Below are 16,240 nucleotides of genomic sequence, written 5' to 3'. Positions count from 1 at the left end.
TTACCAAACACCAGCTAATAGGCAAGCATAGCATCCATAATAACTGAGCAATAAAAATTAAAGAAAAATAAATATTTATTGTTTATCAATAAATATTTATTACATTTGCATAAACAAACACTAAAAAACTTAAAAAAAATGAAAACATTAGGAAAAAAATCATTGTCTGCGGTAATAACAGGCATAATTAACGTGGTGTGGTGGCTGGAGTGGGTGGCCTGCTTTGTGTTTATTGTAATGCTTTTATTGGTAGCTTATTTTAGAAGAGGATATTCGTTGGGTATTCCCATTACCTTTTCTGATCGTACCATTATGGCACCGGTTATTTCACTAGATAAAAGCTTGCCTAACGGCATTGTAAATACTACAAGTGGGGTTTTTAGTTTACATGTAATGGCGACCTGGCAAAATGTTAGCTTAATGATATTGGCAACTTTGTTGATATTTGCGGTGGTATCAATTATTACGTACCAATTGAAGGCAATCTTTTCAAATTTGAGCAAAAATCAGCCTTTTAATGAACTAACCATAGTTAGGATACGGAACATTGCTTTTATATTAATGGCCTATTCGGTACTGCAATGGTTGGGAAATATTTATATAACACAGATGTTTATCCGCAATTTCAATTGGCGGTACACCGAACTTACCTACAGCTTCAATTTCAGTTGCCTGTTTATGGGTATTATTTTGATAGTTGTTGCCGAAATATTTAAAATAGGGGCCTCGTTAGAGGAAGAACAAAAATTAACGATCTGATATGGCGATCATAGTAAATTTGGATGTAATGATGGCAAAGCGAAAAATGTCATTAAACACTTTGTCTGATAAGGTGGGGATCACGCTGTCAAACCTATCTGTACTTAAACAGGGCAAAGCCAAGGCCATGCGGTTTAGTACGCTTGAGCTGATATGCGAAGTGCTGGATTGCCAGCCCGGCGATATATTGGAATATCAAAAGGATTAACGTATAAAATCTGAATCACTGATTTAAATCAGCGATTCAGATTTTATAGTTGGTTACGGTTTTTCGGTAGAGGTAATCTTTACCAGTTTGTGATAATAAATATAAGCGGCCGCTGCCAGTGCCAAAAATACAAACATAAAATACCATTTGCCTTCGGGAGGAGGTACGGTATATACCGAGAATGTAGCTAATATCAGGTCAAAGGTTAAACCGGCATAGGCCCATTCTTTTAATCGCGGGTATCCGGGAACCAGTATGGCTACTGATCCCATAATTTTAGCTGCACCTATAAAAGGTATAATGTAAACAGGATACCCTAACACTTCATGTATGCCTTTGATCTCATCAGGGCTTGACATAACAGCCGGAATACCCGAGCCAAACATTACAAGTGCAAACAGCCCGTTAAATACCCAGTACAAAATTTTTGTTGTTTTCATGTTTTGAGGTTTTTGGTGATTGTTATAACAAATATAATGGAGTGGAATGATATTAAAGGTATGCAAACGGGACTTATTGCAGGGGCATTTACGGCAATATTATTCTCATTTTGCACTCGTTATACATCTGCCCATCAAAAACAGTACATTTACTAACAAAACGCCATTATGGCACAATCGTAACAAAATTGTAACAACGGTATGCCTTTTGTCATCTAAACAATAAATAAAAAATTACAGCAATGAAAAAAATACTCGCAGCAATATTGGTTATTATGGCCACCATGTCTTTAAGCTCATGCAGCTATAATAGCATGGTACAAATGGACGAGAACGTTAAGGCTAAATGGGGGGCAGTACAAAGCCAGTACCAGCGCCGTACAGATTTGATACCTAACCTGGTTGCCACTGTAAAAGGTGCTGCCAATTTTGAAAAAAGCACTTTAACTGATGTTATTGAGGCCCGCGCCAAAGCTACATCTGTACAGGTTGATCCCACTAAGTTAACACCCGAGTCTATAGCTAAATTTCAGGCTGCACAGGGCCAGTTAAGTTCGGCTTTGGGCAGGTTAATGGTGGTTACCGAAAATTATCCGCAGTTAAAAAGCAATGAAAACTTTTTGGGTTTACAGGCGCAGTTAGAAGGCACCGAGAATAGAATTAACGTAGCGCGTTTAGATTTTAATACTGCCGTACAGGAGTATAACAGTAAGATACGCTCGTTCCCGGCAAATATTACCGCTAAAATGTTCAGCTTTAGCGAAAAGGGATATTTCCAGGCCGAAGCAGGTGCTGATAAATCGCCCAAAGTACAGTTTTAATATTACAGGATTACACTGATTTTTGCAGATTGCACCGATTAAATGCAGTTAAAAATCGGTGTAATCCTCAAAAAATCAGTGTAATCATGGCTCTATTTAACAACGAGGAACAGCAGCGCATTAAGCAAGCGGTAGAAGCTGCCGAAAAAAATACTTCGGGCGAGATACGGGTTTGTGTTGAAAAAACCTGCAGCGAAGAGGTGCTTGACCGTGCGGCAAAATACTTTGCCAAACTGGATATGCATAAAACCAAGCTGCGCAATGGTGTACTCATATACCTGGCCACGGTTGACCGTAAGTTTGCCATTATTGGCGATGCCGGTATTAACGAGGTTGTTCCTGATGATTTTTGGGAGCAAACCAAACACGATATGCTGGAGCAATTTAAACAAGGCAACCTGGTTGAAGGTGTGGCTACCGGAGTAAAGCTGGCCGGCGAGCAGCTTAAAAAATATTTCCCGCATGCGTTGGACGATATTAACGAGTTGCCGGATGATATTTCCTTTATGGACGGTGATTAAAAATCAAGACGATGTTTAAAAAAATTACTTTGATCTTCAGTTTCCTGCTTTGCGGTTACCTGGCTTTTGCGCAGGATTTTCCGGAGAAATCAAATACGCTGGTTACTGATTATACCAATACCTTAACAGCCGACCAAAAGCAAGCGCTGGAAGATAAACTGGTAGCCTTTGATGATAGCTCATCTACGCAAATAGCTGTGGTTATCATTAAATCGGTAGGCGATTATGATATTAACCAATACGGTACCGAGTTGGGGCGTAAATGGGGCATAGGCCAGGCCGGAAAAAATAATGGTGTGCTCTTGCTTGTTGCCTTAAACGACAGGAAAATGACCATACAAACCGGTTATGGTGTAGAAGGTGCCCTGCCCGATGTGGTTACGCAAGAAATACGTGTAAATGATATTAACCCCCGCTTTAAAGCAGGCGATTATTATGGCGGATTGGATGCCGGTATTGATCAGATAATAAAAGCCACTAAGGGCGAATACAAATCAACCAAAAAGCCTAAAGAGAATGATGGCGGCCCCGCAGGATTTATAGTTATTATAATTGTTGTAATTATCCTTATTTCCATATTCAGCAGGCGGGGTGGTGGCGGCCAGGTAATTGGTAGCGGTGGTGGGTCAAGTCCGTTTTGGTGGTTATTGGCCGGCTCCATGTTAGGTGGTGGTAATCGTGGCGATAGTGGCTGGGGCGGTGGTTCCGGCGGCGGCGGTGGTGGCGGTGGCTTCGGTGGGTTTGGCGGCGGTAGCTTTGGCGGCGGCGGATCAGGCGGCAGCTGGTGATTAGAGATTAGTTAATTAGAGATTAGTAATATACATAGCCGGATTTTGTCCGGCTATTTTTTTGTCAGAATTGCTGATTTAGGTGATTTTTGAATTAGTGGGATTGTTTTATTTAATACATTTACCACCATCATCAGCGAAATCATTAAATCAAGAAATCAGCGGTTCAGACCATACACTATGCAGCTACTTAAATGGAAAACAATTTCATCAAAATATATACATAAAGGCCTCTGGGCCACCCTGCGTGTAGATAAATGCGAAATGCCCAATGGCACTATAGTAGATGAATACTTTGTACTGGAATACCCTGATTGGGCAAATGCCGTAGCACTTACCGAAGACAATAAGATCATACTGGTGCGCCAGTACAGGCAGGCGGCGGGCATCATTTCGCTGGAGATACCGGGCGGCGTAATTGAAAAAGGTGAAGCTCCCGAAGCAGGTATGCGCCGCGAACTACTGGAAGAAACCGGTTATGAGTTTAGCCATATAGAGCTAATTGCCACCATAAGCCCTAACCCGGCAACGTCCAATAACCTTACCTATTGCTACCTGGCCACCGGTGGCAAAAAAGTACAGGAGCAAAGTCTGGATGAGCACGAAGAACTCATCATTGAAGAATACACCATAGCCGAGGTTAAACAATTACTGGCCGATAATAAAATTGCCCAGGCCCTGCACTGCACCGGGTTGTTTTATGGGCTGATGAAGCTGGGGGAGTTAAGCTAAAGCATAGCCCGGATTTAAATGTTGACAGCCTTAAAAGGCTTTAAACTTTCGTTTTGCCTCAATTTTCGGAAATGAATCTGTTTTTGTATATTTGGCTTATATAATAGCTGATACGTTGTCAGTGCCATATATTAGCTAGGTTTTAGTTATCTTAATATGGACTGCTACTTTTATAATGGAAACATTTAATTTGCCGGATACCCTAAACCTGCTCTCTAAACTTACGCCAAGACGCGTTTGGAATTCTACGCGCGTATTGAGCAGTTATTATGTGAGTAAATGGACTAAAAGGGCAGTTCAATGGGGGTATCCTACATCCGTTTCTTTTGAGCCCACAACATCCTGTAATCTTCGTTGCCCCGAGTGCCCCAGTGGTTTGCGGGCCTTTACGCGTCCAACTGGTATGCTTGGCACCAATATATTTCGCAAAACTATCGACGAGATTTCAAAAAACCTCATGTACCTTATCTTTTACTTTCAGGGCGAACCCTATTTGAACCCCGACTTTTTAGATATGGTAACCTATGCTTCGGGCAAAGGTATTTATACAGCTACCTCAACCAATGCCCATTATTTAAATGATATTAATGCCCGCAAAACAATAGAAAGCGGCCTGGACAGGCTTATCATTTCAATTGATGGTACCACGCAAGAAACTTATGAGCAATACAGGGTAGGTGGCAACCTTGAAAAAGCATTAGAGGGTAGCCGTAATATTGTTAAATGGAAAAAAGAACTGAAATCAAAAACACCGTTTATTATTTTCCAGTTCCTGGTAGTAAAACCAAACGAGCATCAAATAGATGACGTTAAAAAACTGGCCGAAGAAATAGGTGTAGATCAGGTGCGGTTTAAAACGGCACAAGTTTATGATTATGAGAACGGTAATCCGCTTATACCAACCATAGATAGATATTCGCGCTATCGTAAAAACAAAAAAGGGCAGTTTGAAATAAAAAGTAGCTTATCAAATCATTGTAAGCGTCTTTGGCATAGCCCCGTTATTACCTGGGACGGATTGGTTGTGCCTTGTTGCTTTGACAAAGACGCGCAACATCGGCTTGGGGATCTTAAAACCGCTACGTTTCGTGAAATATGGAATGACGAAACCTATAAAAATTTCCGCGGTGCTGTCTTAGAGAGCCGAAAAAATATTGACATTTGTACAAACTGCAGCGAAGGAACTAAAGTTTGGGCGTAAATGCGACCCATCCCTAAACAGCTTTATTGCCCGCCCGTTTTTAAGTACATATACACAATTCCCCCAATAACAATAATGGCCAGTACAATAAGTCCCGCGCGTCCATTGCGTTTATCTTGACGCATTAGCCAAATTAAAAATACTACCAGCGGCAATACAAAAATTGCCCAAAATATAAGTGATGGAATGCTCATAATTAGTTAATAGTTCATGGTTAATAGATCATGGCCAACGTTCATTACTATGAACTATTAACCATTTGCTATGATCTAAAAAGGCATCCTTGCTAAAGGTGCTATGTTTTGTTCGGCAAAATTGCCTTTTAAAAATTTATAATATCCGGCTATGGCTATCATAGCTGCGTTATCCGTACAATATTGCAGTTGCGGTATAAAACAGTTCCAGCCATTTTTTTCGCCCAATTCCAATAATCCCTGCCGTAACCCCGTATTGGCCGATACCCCTCCGGCTAACGCCACGTTCTTAATGCCATACTCGTTGGCAGCCTTGCTTAGTTTATTGAGCAATATGGTGGCTATTCTGTATTCAACAGATGCGCAAATATCCGCTAAATTATCTTCAATAAAGTTAGGGTTGATGGCCACATTGTCTCGTATAAAATACAAGATTGATGTTTTTAAGCCACTGAAACTAAAATCAAGCCCCGGTATTTGTGGTTCCGGAAATTTATAGGCGTTGGGGTTACCCTGTCGGGCGTATTTATCAATTAACGGTCCGCCGGGATAAGGCAGCCCCAATATTTTACTGGTTTTATCCATCGCTTCGCCTGCGGCATCGTCAAGCGTTTGGCCTATTACTTCCATATCAAAATAATCTTTTACCAGCACAATCTGCGTATGTCCGCCAGATACAGTAAGGCATAAAAACGGGAAAGTAGGTTTGGGATCTTCAATAAAATGGGCCAAAATATGGGCCTGCATGTGGTTAACCTCAATAATAGGCAGGCTTTTTGCTAAAGCAAATGACTTGGCGAATGATACGCCAACTAAAAGTGAGCCTAAAAGACCGGGGCCGCGTGTAAAAGCTACCGCATCCACATCATTTTTGCTTACTTTTGCGTTTATTAAAGCCTGTTGTATAGCCGGAACAATATTTTGTTGATGCACCCTTGAGGCAAGCTCAGGAACAACACCCCCATAAGCCTGATGTATGGTTTGGTTGGCAATAACATTGCTTAACACAACACCATCCACACAAACGGCAGCCGAGGTGTCATCACACGAAGATTCAATGGCTAATATTACAGACACGTTTTTACAATTAGTGAATGAGTGAATTAGTGAGTGGCGAATTAAGAATGGTAAATCAAATCATTCACTAATTCAATAAATCACTAATTCAATAATTAAATCGCAAAGTTATTAAAAAACTACTCAAAATAGGTTTAAGTATTGTATTGCTGCTATTGCTAATGGTTAGCATACTGCTTTTAGTATTTCAATACCAGCCTGTGCAAACCTGGGCGGCAAAAAAGGCGGCCAAATATTTTTCGGACGAGTTGCATACCACGGTTGCTATTAAGAGTTTATACATCAAGCCTTTTTCGTCAGTAGTATTAGAAGGTTTTTTTGTATTAGATGAGCAAAAAGATACGCTGGTAAGTACACCCAAATTAACAGTTGAACTGGACGGCTTTTCCATATTTTCGAGCATAAAAAACAAGATAGTTAATGTAAGTTTAGTTGAATTGGATAATGGCTCTTTCTACCTGAAAAAATTAAAGAACCACCAAACCAACCTGCAATTTATTATTGATCATTTTGCATCAAAGGATACCGTTAAAAAAGCGCCCGGTAAACCGTGGACAGTTAATCTTCAAAAATCAGTTATAAAAAATCTTAGGTTCAGGTACAAGGATCAGCTAAAGAACGAACACATAAATGGGATTAACTTTGCTGATTTTGATGTATACAATTTTGGTGTAACCGTTACCGACGTTGACATTAAAAACCACCTGTTTAAGGGCGATATACACCAGTTAACTCTTCGCGAAAAAAGCGGTTTCCGTATAAAGGACCTCACCACCAATATTACTATTGACAGTAACCAGATAGTTGCCAAAAAAATGCTTATCCAAACGCCTAACTCAACACTGAGGGATTATTTGCGTATGCGGTTCAAATCGTTTGATGATTTTGGCGATTTTGAGAACAAGATACGCATGGACGCCAATTTTAAATCGTCGCGGATATCATCAGCAGATATAGCCTACTTTGCGCCATTAGATAAGATAAGTTTTGATCTGGGTGTTGACGGGCAGGTTAAAGGTTTGGTAAATAACCTTAAAACTAAAAGCCTTACCGTTACCGCCGGACAGGCAACCTATATTAAAGGTGATTTTAACCTGCGGGGATTGCCTGATTGGAAAAATACCTTCCTGGAACTGCGGTTTGACCAGATAGCCACCAATAAAAAGGACCTGGATTATCTGTTCAGTCATTTTAGCGGTAAGCCAAACGCTAAGGCTCCGGATGTTTTGGCCAAATTTGGCAATATTAACTTTAATGGCCGGTTTACCGGGGTGCAAAATGACTTTGTGGCCTATGGTACTTTTAAAACACAATTGGGCCGTTTTGATCCGGATATTAACCTGAAGATTGATAAGGCCGGTAAACCAAGCTACAGTGGTAAAATTTTGACCTACAATTTTGACCTGGGTACGTTAATTGACAGTAAGGATCTGGGCCGTATAACTGTTAATGCAAATGTAAAGGGCAGTGGCGATGCGCTGGCTAATTTAAACGCCAGGGTAAGCGCCGATATTAAAAACGTCGACTTAAAAAATTACAACTATAACAACGTTACTTTAAATGGCACCTTTGCACATAAAATAGCGTCGGCAAAAATTACCGTTAATGATAAAAACATTAAGCTTAATCTGGATGGCAGCATGGATATTAACCCTGAGCTGCCGGTTTATGATTTTGCCGCTACCGTAGAAGACGCCCACTTAAATACCCTGCGATTGCTTAATGATACCATTACCCTAAGCACCCGCATTAAAACCCGGATGACGGGCAGCACCCTTAAAAACTTTGAAGGCGAAATATTGCTTTCACCCATCCATATTATTGACCCGCGTAATGATTACCGGGTAGATTCGGTTTACTTAAAAGCAAGCGGTAAAGGCGACGCACGATCCATATCAATGATATCCGACATAATGGATGGCAGCATTAAAGGAAGTTATGACCTGGCCACCCTGCCTGATTATTTTAAAACCATTGTAAAAAAATACATCCCATCATTAAAAACCAATATTACGGCGTTTAAGCCACAAAATTTTGAGTTTAATTTAAAGCTGAAAAAGCTTGACCCACTGCTGGCCATTTTTGCACCTGCATTTAAAGTGCCAGACCAGGGTACATTTGTAGGTAACTTTAACTCGGCAGAAAAAACAGCTACGCTTAATGGCTATGTAAAAACTATAAAGTATTCGGGCATGGTATTTCATGACCTGATTATTGACGAAAGCACTACCGATGATTATTTGGGCTTAAACGTATCATTAAACCGCGTTGACCTTACGGATAAACTGTACGTAAAAAATATTGATATAACCAACTTCCTAAAAAGAGACAGCCTAAATTTTAATATTAAACTGGCCGATAAAGATGCCACTAACCAATTGGACCTTTACGGCCTGGTAAAGTTTGGGCGAGATACCACGGCTAGACTTAGTCTGTTGCCATCAGACGTGATATTGGAGAACCAAAAATGGAAGATTCAGGAAAAGGTAGATATAAAGCTGCATGATGGCAAAACAGAGGTATCTGGCTTTCAGCTATCAAATGGGCAGCAAATAGTTAAAATAGATGGCTTTATATCTGACAATCCTGAAGATAAGCTTAAAGTTACCTTTGATAAGTTTAACATGTCCACTATTAACCAGCTTACAAAAGTATCTAATATAAAGCTTGGCGGGCAGCTTAATGGTGATGTGTTGTTAACAGGAGTTACAAAAAAACCCGGGGTTGACGCGCAGCTTACTATTGATACTTTTAGGATGAACAAAACTTTGGTTGGTAATGTCAAATTAGCGTCGAGCCTGGATAATGCCCGTAAGCAAGCCAATATGAAACTGAATATTTTGAACCGTGGTTTAGAAACGATGAATATAGTAGGGGCTTATTTGTTAGGCAAGGAAAATGGCGAGAAACTGGACTTTGATGTAAAAATGAACCAAACCGAGGCCATTATATTTGAGCCTTTTCTTAAAGGCCTTGTTTCTGATTTACAGGGCACCGTATCAACCAATTTAAAGCTTACCGGTACGGTGTTAAAACCTGAGTTAAATGGTGACCTCAGCTTGAATAACACCCGGATGACCGTGGATTACTTACAAACACCTTATATACTTAATGACAGGGTTAAGGTGGTAAATACGGTAATAAATATTAGCGATTTAGCATTAACGGATACACTTGGAGGCAAGGGGCTGATTAATGGCACAGTTGACCTGAGTAAGCTTTCAAACCCTGTGATAAACGCGGAATTGGTTATACCTAACGGCCAAAAATTAATGGCGCTTAATACCACGTTTAAAGATAACCACCAATATTTTGGTAAGGCCTTTGCCAGCGGGAACTTCAGTTTTAACGGACCGATTGACAATATGAACATTAATATTAAGGCCAAAACCGAAGCCGGTACCGTATTTAATATCCCGCTAAATACTTCATCAACCGTGGGCGATTATGATTTTATAAAATTTGTAAGCCACAGTGATACGGCTAAGACGGTAACAAAGGCTAAAGCGTTTAATGGCGTAACCTTAAACTTCGACCTTACGGTTGACGAGAAAGCGACCGTAAAAATAACTACCGATTATGGTGTGCTTACAGGTACAGGTCAATCAAAAAATTTAAACCTGCATATTAATAGTTTTGGGGATTTTGATATGTATGGGGATTTTAATATTACATCGGGCAAGTTTGAGTTTACCGCTAAAAACTTCATCAGTAAAAATTTTACTGTTAACCAGGGCGGTAATATACATTGGAACGGTGACCCCGCCAATGCCGAGATTAACCTAAAGGCCATTTATGAGGTCCGTACCGATATTTCAAACCTTTACATTGCAGCGGGCACAACATCACCAAAAGGAAAAAGCCAGGTACTGGTACAGGCCGAATTGGTTATTACCAAATCATTAATACATCCTAATATTGATTTTGACTTTAATTTCCCTACCGAACCTTCTATAAAGGATGACCTGTCAACTTACCTTAGCGATATTAATAACCGTAATCAGCAGGCATTAAGCATTATTGTGCGGCGTAACTTTGCACCGGGTACTGGCAGCAGCTTAACCAACGAAGTTTTAGGCACCGCCGGAAGCGCCGTAAGCGAGTTTGCGTTTAATAAATTAAATAGCTTTATCTCGCAATCAAACATTAAAAATGTTGACCTTACACTACGGTCATTTAACGATGCCAGCGCTTCGGTAAGGTTTTTTAAGGAGCGCCTGCGGCTTAACGGAAGCTTGTACAATAATACCGGTAGCGGCGATTTGTTTAATAACTCCAGCAACCTGCTTAACTCGGGCTTTAACAACCTTACTAAAGATTTTGAGGCATCATACCTGATAAGGCGCGATGGTAATTTAACTGCCCGTTATTCCTACCGTGTATTAAATACTACTACGTTAAATAATTATATAGGCCAGTTTAGCGCGCAATATGTTAACGGTTTGGGTTTGGTTTATCAGCGTGACTTTGACACCTTTGGCGAGTTTATAAAGAATATATTTAAACGTGGTACGCCCAAAAGCACTCCCGCACCACCTGCAAACACCGATGCCAACGCGCCACAGCCGCAGACCGGAGTAAAGAATAGTACGACAGACGATACGGATCAGTGATCCTTCATGATAGCGTGATCCATTTTATCGCGCTTGGTTTTTAAGTAGGTTTCGTTATGCGGGTTTGACGCTATTTCAATAGGTATATTTTCAACTATTTCTAACCCATAGCCAATTAAACCGGCCCGTTTTTTAGGGTTATTACTCATCAGCTTCATTTTTGATACGTTTAGGCTGCGCAATATCTGTGCGCCTATGCCATAATCGCGCTGGTCCATTTTAAAGCCCAACTGTAAATTAGCTTCTACGGTATCAAAACCATTTTCCTGCAGATTGTAGGCTTTTAATTTGTTTACCAGCCCAATGCCGCGGCCCTCCTGATTCATATAAACAATTACGCCTTTCCCTTCTTTTTGTATCATCTCCATGGCCTTGTGCAACTGCGGGCCGCAATCGCAGCGGCAGGAGCCAAATATATCGCCTGTAACACACGAGCTATGTACACGTACTAACACAGGTTCGTCAGTATCCCAGGTGCCCTTTACCAATGCTAAATGGTTTTCGCCGGTATTAACCTGCGTATAGGCTATCATTTCAAAATCGCCCCACTCGGTTGGCAGGTTTACTGATACTTCTTTTTTAACCAGCGTTTCGGCATCTAACCGATAAGATATCAGATCTTTTATAGAAACAATTTTAAGATCGTGCTCCTTTGCTATTTTCAAAAGATCGGGTAGCCTTGCCATATCGCCATTTTCATTCATAATCTCGCATATTACCCCGGCAGGCTCAAACCCGGCTAAAACCGATAGGTCAATAGCCGCCTCGGTATGCCCGGCACGACGCAAAACGCCACCATTTTTGGCTATAAGCGGAAAAATATGTCCGGGTCTGCCCAGATCCTGTGGCGTAGTTGCCGGGTCAATAAGCGCCATTACCGTTTTTGAACGGTCGGTAGCTGATATGCCTGTTGTGCATCCATTACCCAAAAGGTCAACAGATACGGTAAAGTTAGTTTCGTACGAAGTAGTATTGTGGCTCACCATCAGCTCCAGTTCCAGTTCCTCGGCACGTAAATGGGTAATAGGCGCGCAAACCAGGCCCCGGCCATGGCGTACCATAAAGTTTATAACCTCGGGGGTAGCATTACGGGCGGCGGTTAAAAAATCGCCTTCATTTTCACGGTCCTCGTCATCAACAACAATAATGGTTTGGCCTGCTTTTATAGCTTCAATAGCTTCTGATATGGTATTAAGCATAGTTTTAAACTTGTACGGCCTTATTAAAGGCGTAACTAATGTTACGTAAAATTAATGTTTAATAAAAGGATATTGGTCGGTAATATGTAAGTTTTTGCTGTATAGTGATTAGTTAATTGATGATTAGTGATCGGTTCGATTTTGCTAACTAATCAATACTCGCCAATTAACTAATCACCTTCTTCCATTTAAATATCCGTATAAAGAAGCGTGTATAAGCATCAATATCAAATAATGCCGAATCATTTGCAGCTTTGTAGGATAGGAACAATCCTATAGGTGTTAAAATAAATATAGCTATCCACATACCCATAATTGGCGAGGCATCACCTGCCTTTACATATTTTTCGCCAATGGTTGATATGATATAATAGATAAGGAAGAATACTACTGATACCACAACCGGCAAGCCTAAACCGCCCTTACGTATTATGGCTCCCAGCGGTGCGCCAATTAAAAACAAAGCCAGGCAAGCGGCCGATAAGGTAAACTTTTTTTGATATTCAACCTCGGCGCCATGCAGGTTGTCGGACGTTTCTTTTAACGTGGCATTGCGGTTTTTAATTGCATCAGTTAGGTTGCGGGCCTCGGTCAAACCATTTGATATAATACTTGATTGCACATTACGAGGCTGACCGGCCAATACATTTGCCTTGGCCGCCACCGGTTTTTTTATACTGACCGATTTATGAGGTACCGTAAAATATTTTACATAATTTATCACAATGCTTTTAAAGTTATCCAGTTGTGTGCTATCTATGCGGTGCTGTATCGAGTCCATCTCATGGCGCAACAGCTTTAAGTCCATCATCTGGTAGGCCTTAAACAAGCTTTCGTCTGTGGGCTTAAACGCAAAGCCGGTTAGGTCAAGCCGCTGCGTCGTTTTTTTAAAGCGGTAACGGGTAAATGTTTGGCGCGGATTAAGCGCGCCATGCGGGCCATCTCCGGCCATTTCTTCATACCTTACCCCATCTTCTAATACCAGTATCAGATATTGGTTGTTGGGCGTGCGGTACATAAGGCCTTTTTTGGCATCAAGCCTTGATGTGTTTAAACTATTAGGGCTTTTTTCGTAAATAACCAGGTTATGCAATGTTTGCCCATCAGGGTCTTTTTTGCCGATCCTGATGGTATAACCCGGAAAGCTGTTGCTAAAAACCTTTTCGGGCAAAAAATTAGCTGATTTTTGTTCGCGGACGCTCCATAGCAACGAGTAATATTTCTGGTTGGCTTTGGGCAGCATATAATCTGAAAACAGGAATGCGCTTACGCTTAATATGGTAACTACAATAAACATGGGGTACATGGCCCGGGTTAATGATATACCGGCCGATTTTATGGCAACCAGCTCATAGTTTTCGCCCAGGCTGCCATAAGTCATTATGGAAGAAAGCAATACGGATAAAGGGAGTGCCATTTGTACGTTATTGGCACAGGCATACATCATTAGTTCAAGTATAACGTACCATTCAAAGCCTTTGCCTATCAGGTCGTCGATGTATTTCCACAGAAACAGCATCAGCAACACAAACATCACTATTACAAAAGTGACTACAAATGGCCTGATGAATGATTTAAGGAGTAAAAGATGTATCTTTTTCACTATGCAAAATTAGCGAAAAATTAATATACCCTTAGGCACCCAAAACGCTTATAAGGTAACGTATCTGGTTGTCCCATATCGAGTGGCGCTCTGCCAGGGTCTCATCGGTAGCAAAATCAGTAATACTCAGGGCCACATCATTGGTAAGCTCGTCCTGAATTATTTCCATTTCAAAATAACATTGGGGCTCATCGTCAATCCACTTAAAGCGCACCAGCTTATTTTCTTTTATAGCAACTAATTTGGCGGTTTGTTGTTCGCCATCCCAGGTAAAGGTATAAATCTGATCCCGCACACTTACATCATCAGCAAACCATTGGGTTAAGCCATTAGGCTCGTTTAAAAAGGTATATAGTATTCTTGGAGATGATTTTATTTCATACTCAATGGTAAATTTCTTCTTCTCAGACATAGGGAGTATATAATTGCAGCCGCATAAGTCGCAATATTAACATTTTTTCTAAAGGAAACGAATTTCTGCTATATTTGCAAACCTTTTTTAAGGGGCCATATTTTAAAGGCCGGTAACTCAAAACAACCAATTGGGTTATTAAATAATAAAACGGCGGGGTAGCTCAGATGGTTAGAGCGTAGGATTCATAACCCTAAGGTCGGCAGTTCGATCCTGCTCCCCGCTACCAAACACGCGAGTTGGGCATATTTTAGCTGTAAGGCGGGTATGCCCATCTGTGTTTTAAGTATAACATACTTTAAATAAGCGAAATACAGAAACACGAAATTTATTCTGGGGGTTTGACATTCGTCAGTATCTCGGTTGTAATATATCCCCTCGGGAAACAGCAAATTTTGAAGCCTCTGCTTGATGTCATAATCGGCAGAAAGCCACTTTTTCGGCAGATTTGAAGCAAAATCCAATGCCACGTCAATATATTGGTCAAGGTTCGACTTTTTAAGTGAACTCTTTGACAGTTCGCCTTCCACCTCGTTTTTTTCCTCGCTATACTTCGCCACGTACTTGTAATAAAGTTCGTTAGGTATCTCCTCGGCCATAAGCCTCTCTTCCAAGCGGGATGTTTTTTGCTCAAGTTCCGTTTTCTTCTTTTGCAGTTCCGCTTGCTGGCCTAAATACTCCTGTGAAAACTGGTTAAAGGTTGCGACTGCTTGCTGTCTTAATAGTTGCATGACATCAGTAGAGAAGTCTAACCCGAACCAATCCAGTATTTCCTCAAATCGTTTATGCAAGACGCTTGCGTTTCGGTTGGTGTGGCAACCTATGGACGAGCATTTATAATAATCTATAGACTTCTTCTTTGCCTTGTACCCTCGCAACGGCTTACTGCATTTATTGCACCTCAAGAATCTTTTGAGTGGTATGTTATTGTTTTCTTCTTATATTGAATAGCCATGCGTATTTTCATTTTGCTCTAGAAATAGTTAAGTTTGCGGACCTCCTTATTAGGTATTATGGTTTTCAACTCCCTCCAATTTTTGCTGTTTTTTGTAATGGTTACCATTGGATATTATCTCCTGGCGCATAAATATCGATGGATATTGTTATTGGCTGCCAGTGTTTATTTTTACATTGCTTTTGTTCCTATTTACATACTGATACTAGGCGGAACAATTTTAATTGACTACTACGCGGGTATATATATTGAGAAAGCCAAAGTTGCGAAAACCCGCAAGAACTTTTTAGTACTTAGCATAATTACCAATGTGGGCATTTTGTGCGTGTTCAAATATTACAATTTTTTTGTCGGAAATTTCAATCAGTTAGGTGCCGAAATGCACAGCCCCTGGCAACTTCTGTATCTACAGATTCTATTACCAATAGGGTTGTCTTTCCATACGTTCCAGGCTATGAGCTACACGATAGAGGTATACAGGGGCAACCAAAAAGCGGAAAGGCACTTGGGCATTTATGCGGTATATATTATGTTTTACCCCCAATTGGTAGCCGGCCCCATCGAACGGCCGCAAAACGTGTTGCATCAGTTTCACGAAAAGCATAACTTTGATTTTGAACGACTTAAGTCCGGATTGATGCAAATGGCTTTTGGTATGTTTAAAAAAGTAGTCATTGCCGATAGGATATCGTTACTTGTTGACCCCGTGTACGCCCA

Annotated in this window: 15 protein-coding genes and 1 tRNA gene; 10 read left to right on the top strand and 6 right to left on the bottom strand. The window is 40.8% G+C overall.

What is annotated here, in order from left to right; translation table 11 throughout:
- Positions 1 to 138: 138 nt before the first annotated feature.
- Together ABI367_RS10750 and ABI367_RS10745 are read left to right on the top strand one after the other, a co-directional pair.
- Positions 139 to 759 carry a DUF2975 domain-containing protein gene (locus ABI367_RS10750; RefSeq protein WP_462230597.1) on the top strand — a complete coding sequence of 207 codons (621 nt, stop codon included), beginning with the start codon at positions 139 to 141 and terminating at the stop codon, positions 757 to 759.
- Between the two features lies 1 nt (position 760).
- A complete protein-coding gene (locus ABI367_RS10745) occupies positions 761 to 967 on the top strand; it encodes a helix-turn-helix domain-containing protein (protein WP_462230595.1) in 207 nt (68 codons plus the stop codon).
- Positions 968 to 1,020: 53 nt separating this feature from the next.
- On the opposite strand, the gene ABI367_RS10740 is transcribed toward ABI367_RS10745, so the two are convergent.
- Positions 1,021 to 1,407: a DoxX family protein gene (locus ABI367_RS10740; protein WP_462230593.1), complete on the bottom strand. Its 387-nt coding sequence runs from the start codon at positions 1,405 to 1,407 to the stop codon at positions 1,021 to 1,023.
- Positions 1,408 to 1,649: 242 nt separating this feature from the next.
- Here ABI367_RS10740 and ABI367_RS10735 point away from each other — a divergent pair, with 242 nt between their 5' ends.
- The 5 genes from ABI367_RS10735 (at position 1,650) to ABI367_RS10715 (ending at position 5,470) form a co-directional block, all read left to right on the top strand.
- Positions 1,650 to 2,228 carry a LemA family protein gene (locus ABI367_RS10735; RefSeq protein WP_462230591.1) on the top strand — a complete coding sequence of 193 codons (579 nt, stop codon included), beginning with the start codon at positions 1,650 to 1,652 and terminating at the stop codon, positions 2,226 to 2,228.
- 86 nt (positions 2,229 to 2,314) lie between these two features.
- Positions 2,315 to 2,749 (top strand): TPM domain-containing protein, encoded by a 435-nt coding sequence (locus ABI367_RS10730; RefSeq protein WP_462230589.1) that lies wholly within the window; start codon positions 2,315 to 2,317, stop codon positions 2,747 to 2,749.
- 11 nt (positions 2,750 to 2,760) lie between these two features.
- Positions 2,761 to 3,537: a TPM domain-containing protein gene (locus ABI367_RS10725; RefSeq protein ID WP_462230587.1), complete on the top strand. Its 777-nt coding sequence runs from the start codon at positions 2,761 to 2,763 to the stop codon at positions 3,535 to 3,537.
- A 180-nt stretch (positions 3,538 to 3,717) separates the two neighbouring features.
- Entirely contained in the window at positions 3,718 to 4,269 is a 552-nt protein-coding gene (locus ABI367_RS10720; RefSeq protein WP_462230585.1) for an NUDIX hydrolase, read from the top strand.
- A 175-nt stretch (positions 4,270 to 4,444) separates the two neighbouring features.
- Positions 4,445 to 5,470 (top strand): radical SAM/SPASM domain-containing protein, encoded by a 1,026-nt coding sequence (locus tag ABI367_RS10715; RefSeq protein ID WP_462230582.1) that lies wholly within the window; start codon positions 4,445 to 4,447, stop codon positions 5,468 to 5,470.
- A gap of 23 nt (positions 5,471 to 5,493) precedes the next feature.
- Here the strand turns inward: ABI367_RS10715 and ABI367_RS10710 are convergent, their stop codons facing one another.
- Together ABI367_RS10710 and tsaD are read right to left on the bottom strand one after the other, a co-directional pair.
- The gene (locus ABI367_RS10710) at positions 5,494 to 5,664 is read right to left on the bottom strand and encodes a hypothetical protein (RefSeq protein ID WP_462230580.1); all 171 of its coding nucleotides are present in this window, start codon (positions 5,662 to 5,664) and stop codon (positions 5,494 to 5,496) included.
- A gap of 75 nt (positions 5,665 to 5,739) precedes the next feature.
- Complete coding sequence (tsaD, locus tag ABI367_RS10705) at positions 5,740 to 6,741, bottom strand: tRNA (adenosine(37)-N6)-threonylcarbamoyltransferase complex transferase subunit TsaD (RefSeq protein WP_462230578.1); 1,002 nt, start codon at positions 6,739 to 6,741, stop codon at positions 5,740 to 5,742.
- A gap of 161 nt (positions 6,742 to 6,902) precedes the next feature.
- Here tsaD and ABI367_RS10700 point away from each other — a divergent pair, with 161 nt between their 5' ends.
- Positions 6,903 to 11,354: a translocation/assembly module TamB domain-containing protein gene (locus tag ABI367_RS10700; RefSeq protein ID WP_462230576.1), complete on the top strand. Its 4,452-nt coding sequence runs from the start codon at positions 6,903 to 6,905 to the stop codon at positions 11,352 to 11,354.
- On the opposite strand, the gene ABI367_RS10695 is transcribed toward ABI367_RS10700, so the two are convergent.
- From ABI367_RS10695 to ABI367_RS10685, 3 genes are all read right to left on the bottom strand, one after another.
- Entirely contained in the window at positions 11,348 to 12,553 is a 1,206-nt protein-coding gene (locus tag ABI367_RS10695) for a bifunctional 3,4-dihydroxy-2-butanone-4-phosphate synthase/GTP cyclohydrolase II (RefSeq protein WP_462230574.1), read from the bottom strand. The genes ABI367_RS10700 and ABI367_RS10695 overlap by 7 nt on opposite strands.
- A 166-nt stretch (positions 12,554 to 12,719) precedes the next feature.
- Positions 12,720 to 14,156: an LptF/LptG family permease gene (locus ABI367_RS10690; protein WP_462230572.1), complete on the bottom strand. Its 1,437-nt coding sequence runs from the start codon at positions 14,154 to 14,156 to the stop codon at positions 12,720 to 12,722.
- A gap of 31 nt (positions 14,157 to 14,187) precedes the next feature.
- Entirely contained in the window at positions 14,188 to 14,568 is a 381-nt protein-coding gene (locus ABI367_RS10685; protein WP_462230570.1) for an START-like domain-containing protein, read from the bottom strand.
- Between the two features lie 152 nt (positions 14,569 to 14,720).
- On the opposite strand from ABI367_RS10685, the gene ABI367_RS10680 reads away from it, so the two are divergent.
- Together ABI367_RS10680 and ABI367_RS10675 are read left to right on the top strand one after the other, a co-directional pair.
- A tRNA-Met gene (locus ABI367_RS10680) sits at positions 14,721 to 14,797 on the top strand.
- Between the two features lie 823 nt (positions 14,798 to 15,620).
- On the top strand, positions 15,621 to 16,240 hold a 620-nt coding region (locus ABI367_RS10675), incomplete at its 3' end, for an MBOAT family O-acyltransferase (protein ID WP_462258081.1).

This window comes from Mucilaginibacter sp., from assembly GCF_039935595.1.
Taxonomy (GTDB): Bacteria; Bacteroidota; Bacteroidia; order Sphingobacteriales; family Sphingobacteriaceae; genus Mucilaginibacter.
The sequence above is the reverse complement of the archived record's forward strand: the minus strand, read 5'-3'. Positions and strand labels throughout refer to the sequence as shown.

Coding starts and splice junctions, on each gene's coding strand:
- ABI367_RS10720 (WP_462230585.1), top strand. CDS start 3,718: ATGCAGCTACTTAAATGGAAAACAATTTCATCAAAATATATACATAAA.
- ABI367_RS10745 (WP_462230595.1), top strand. CDS start 761: ATGGCGATCATAGTAAATTTGGATGTAATGATGGCAAAGCGAAAAATG.
- ABI367_RS10695 (WP_462230574.1), bottom strand. CDS start 12,553: ATGCTTAATACCATATCAGAAGCTATTGAAGCTATAAAAGCAGGCCAA.
- ABI367_RS10735 (WP_462230591.1), top strand. CDS start 1,650: ATGAAAAAAATACTCGCAGCAATATTGGTTATTATGGCCACCATGTCT.
- ABI367_RS10700 (WP_462230576.1), top strand. CDS start 6,903: ATGGTTAGCATACTGCTTTTAGTATTTCAATACCAGCCTGTGCAAACC.
- ABI367_RS10725 (WP_462230587.1), top strand. CDS start 2,761: ATGTTTAAAAAAATTACTTTGATCTTCAGTTTCCTGCTTTGCGGTTAC.
- ABI367_RS10750 (WP_462230597.1), top strand. CDS start 139: ATGAAAACATTAGGAAAAAAATCATTGTCTGCGGTAATAACAGGCATA.
- ABI367_RS10710 (WP_462230580.1), bottom strand. CDS start 5,664: ATGAGCATTCCATCACTTATATTTTGGGCAATTTTTGTATTGCCGCTG.
- ABI367_RS10740 (WP_462230593.1), bottom strand. CDS start 1,407: ATGAAAACAACAAAAATTTTGTACTGGGTATTTAACGGGCTGTTTGCA.
- ABI367_RS10715 (WP_462230582.1), top strand. CDS start 4,445: ATGGAAACATTTAATTTGCCGGATACCCTAAACCTGCTCTCTAAACTT.
- ABI367_RS10685 (WP_462230570.1), bottom strand. CDS start 14,568: ATGTCTGAGAAGAAGAAATTTACCATTGAGTATGAAATAAAATCATCT.
- ABI367_RS10730 (WP_462230589.1), top strand. CDS start 2,315: ATGGCTCTATTTAACAACGAGGAACAGCAGCGCATTAAGCAAGCGGTA.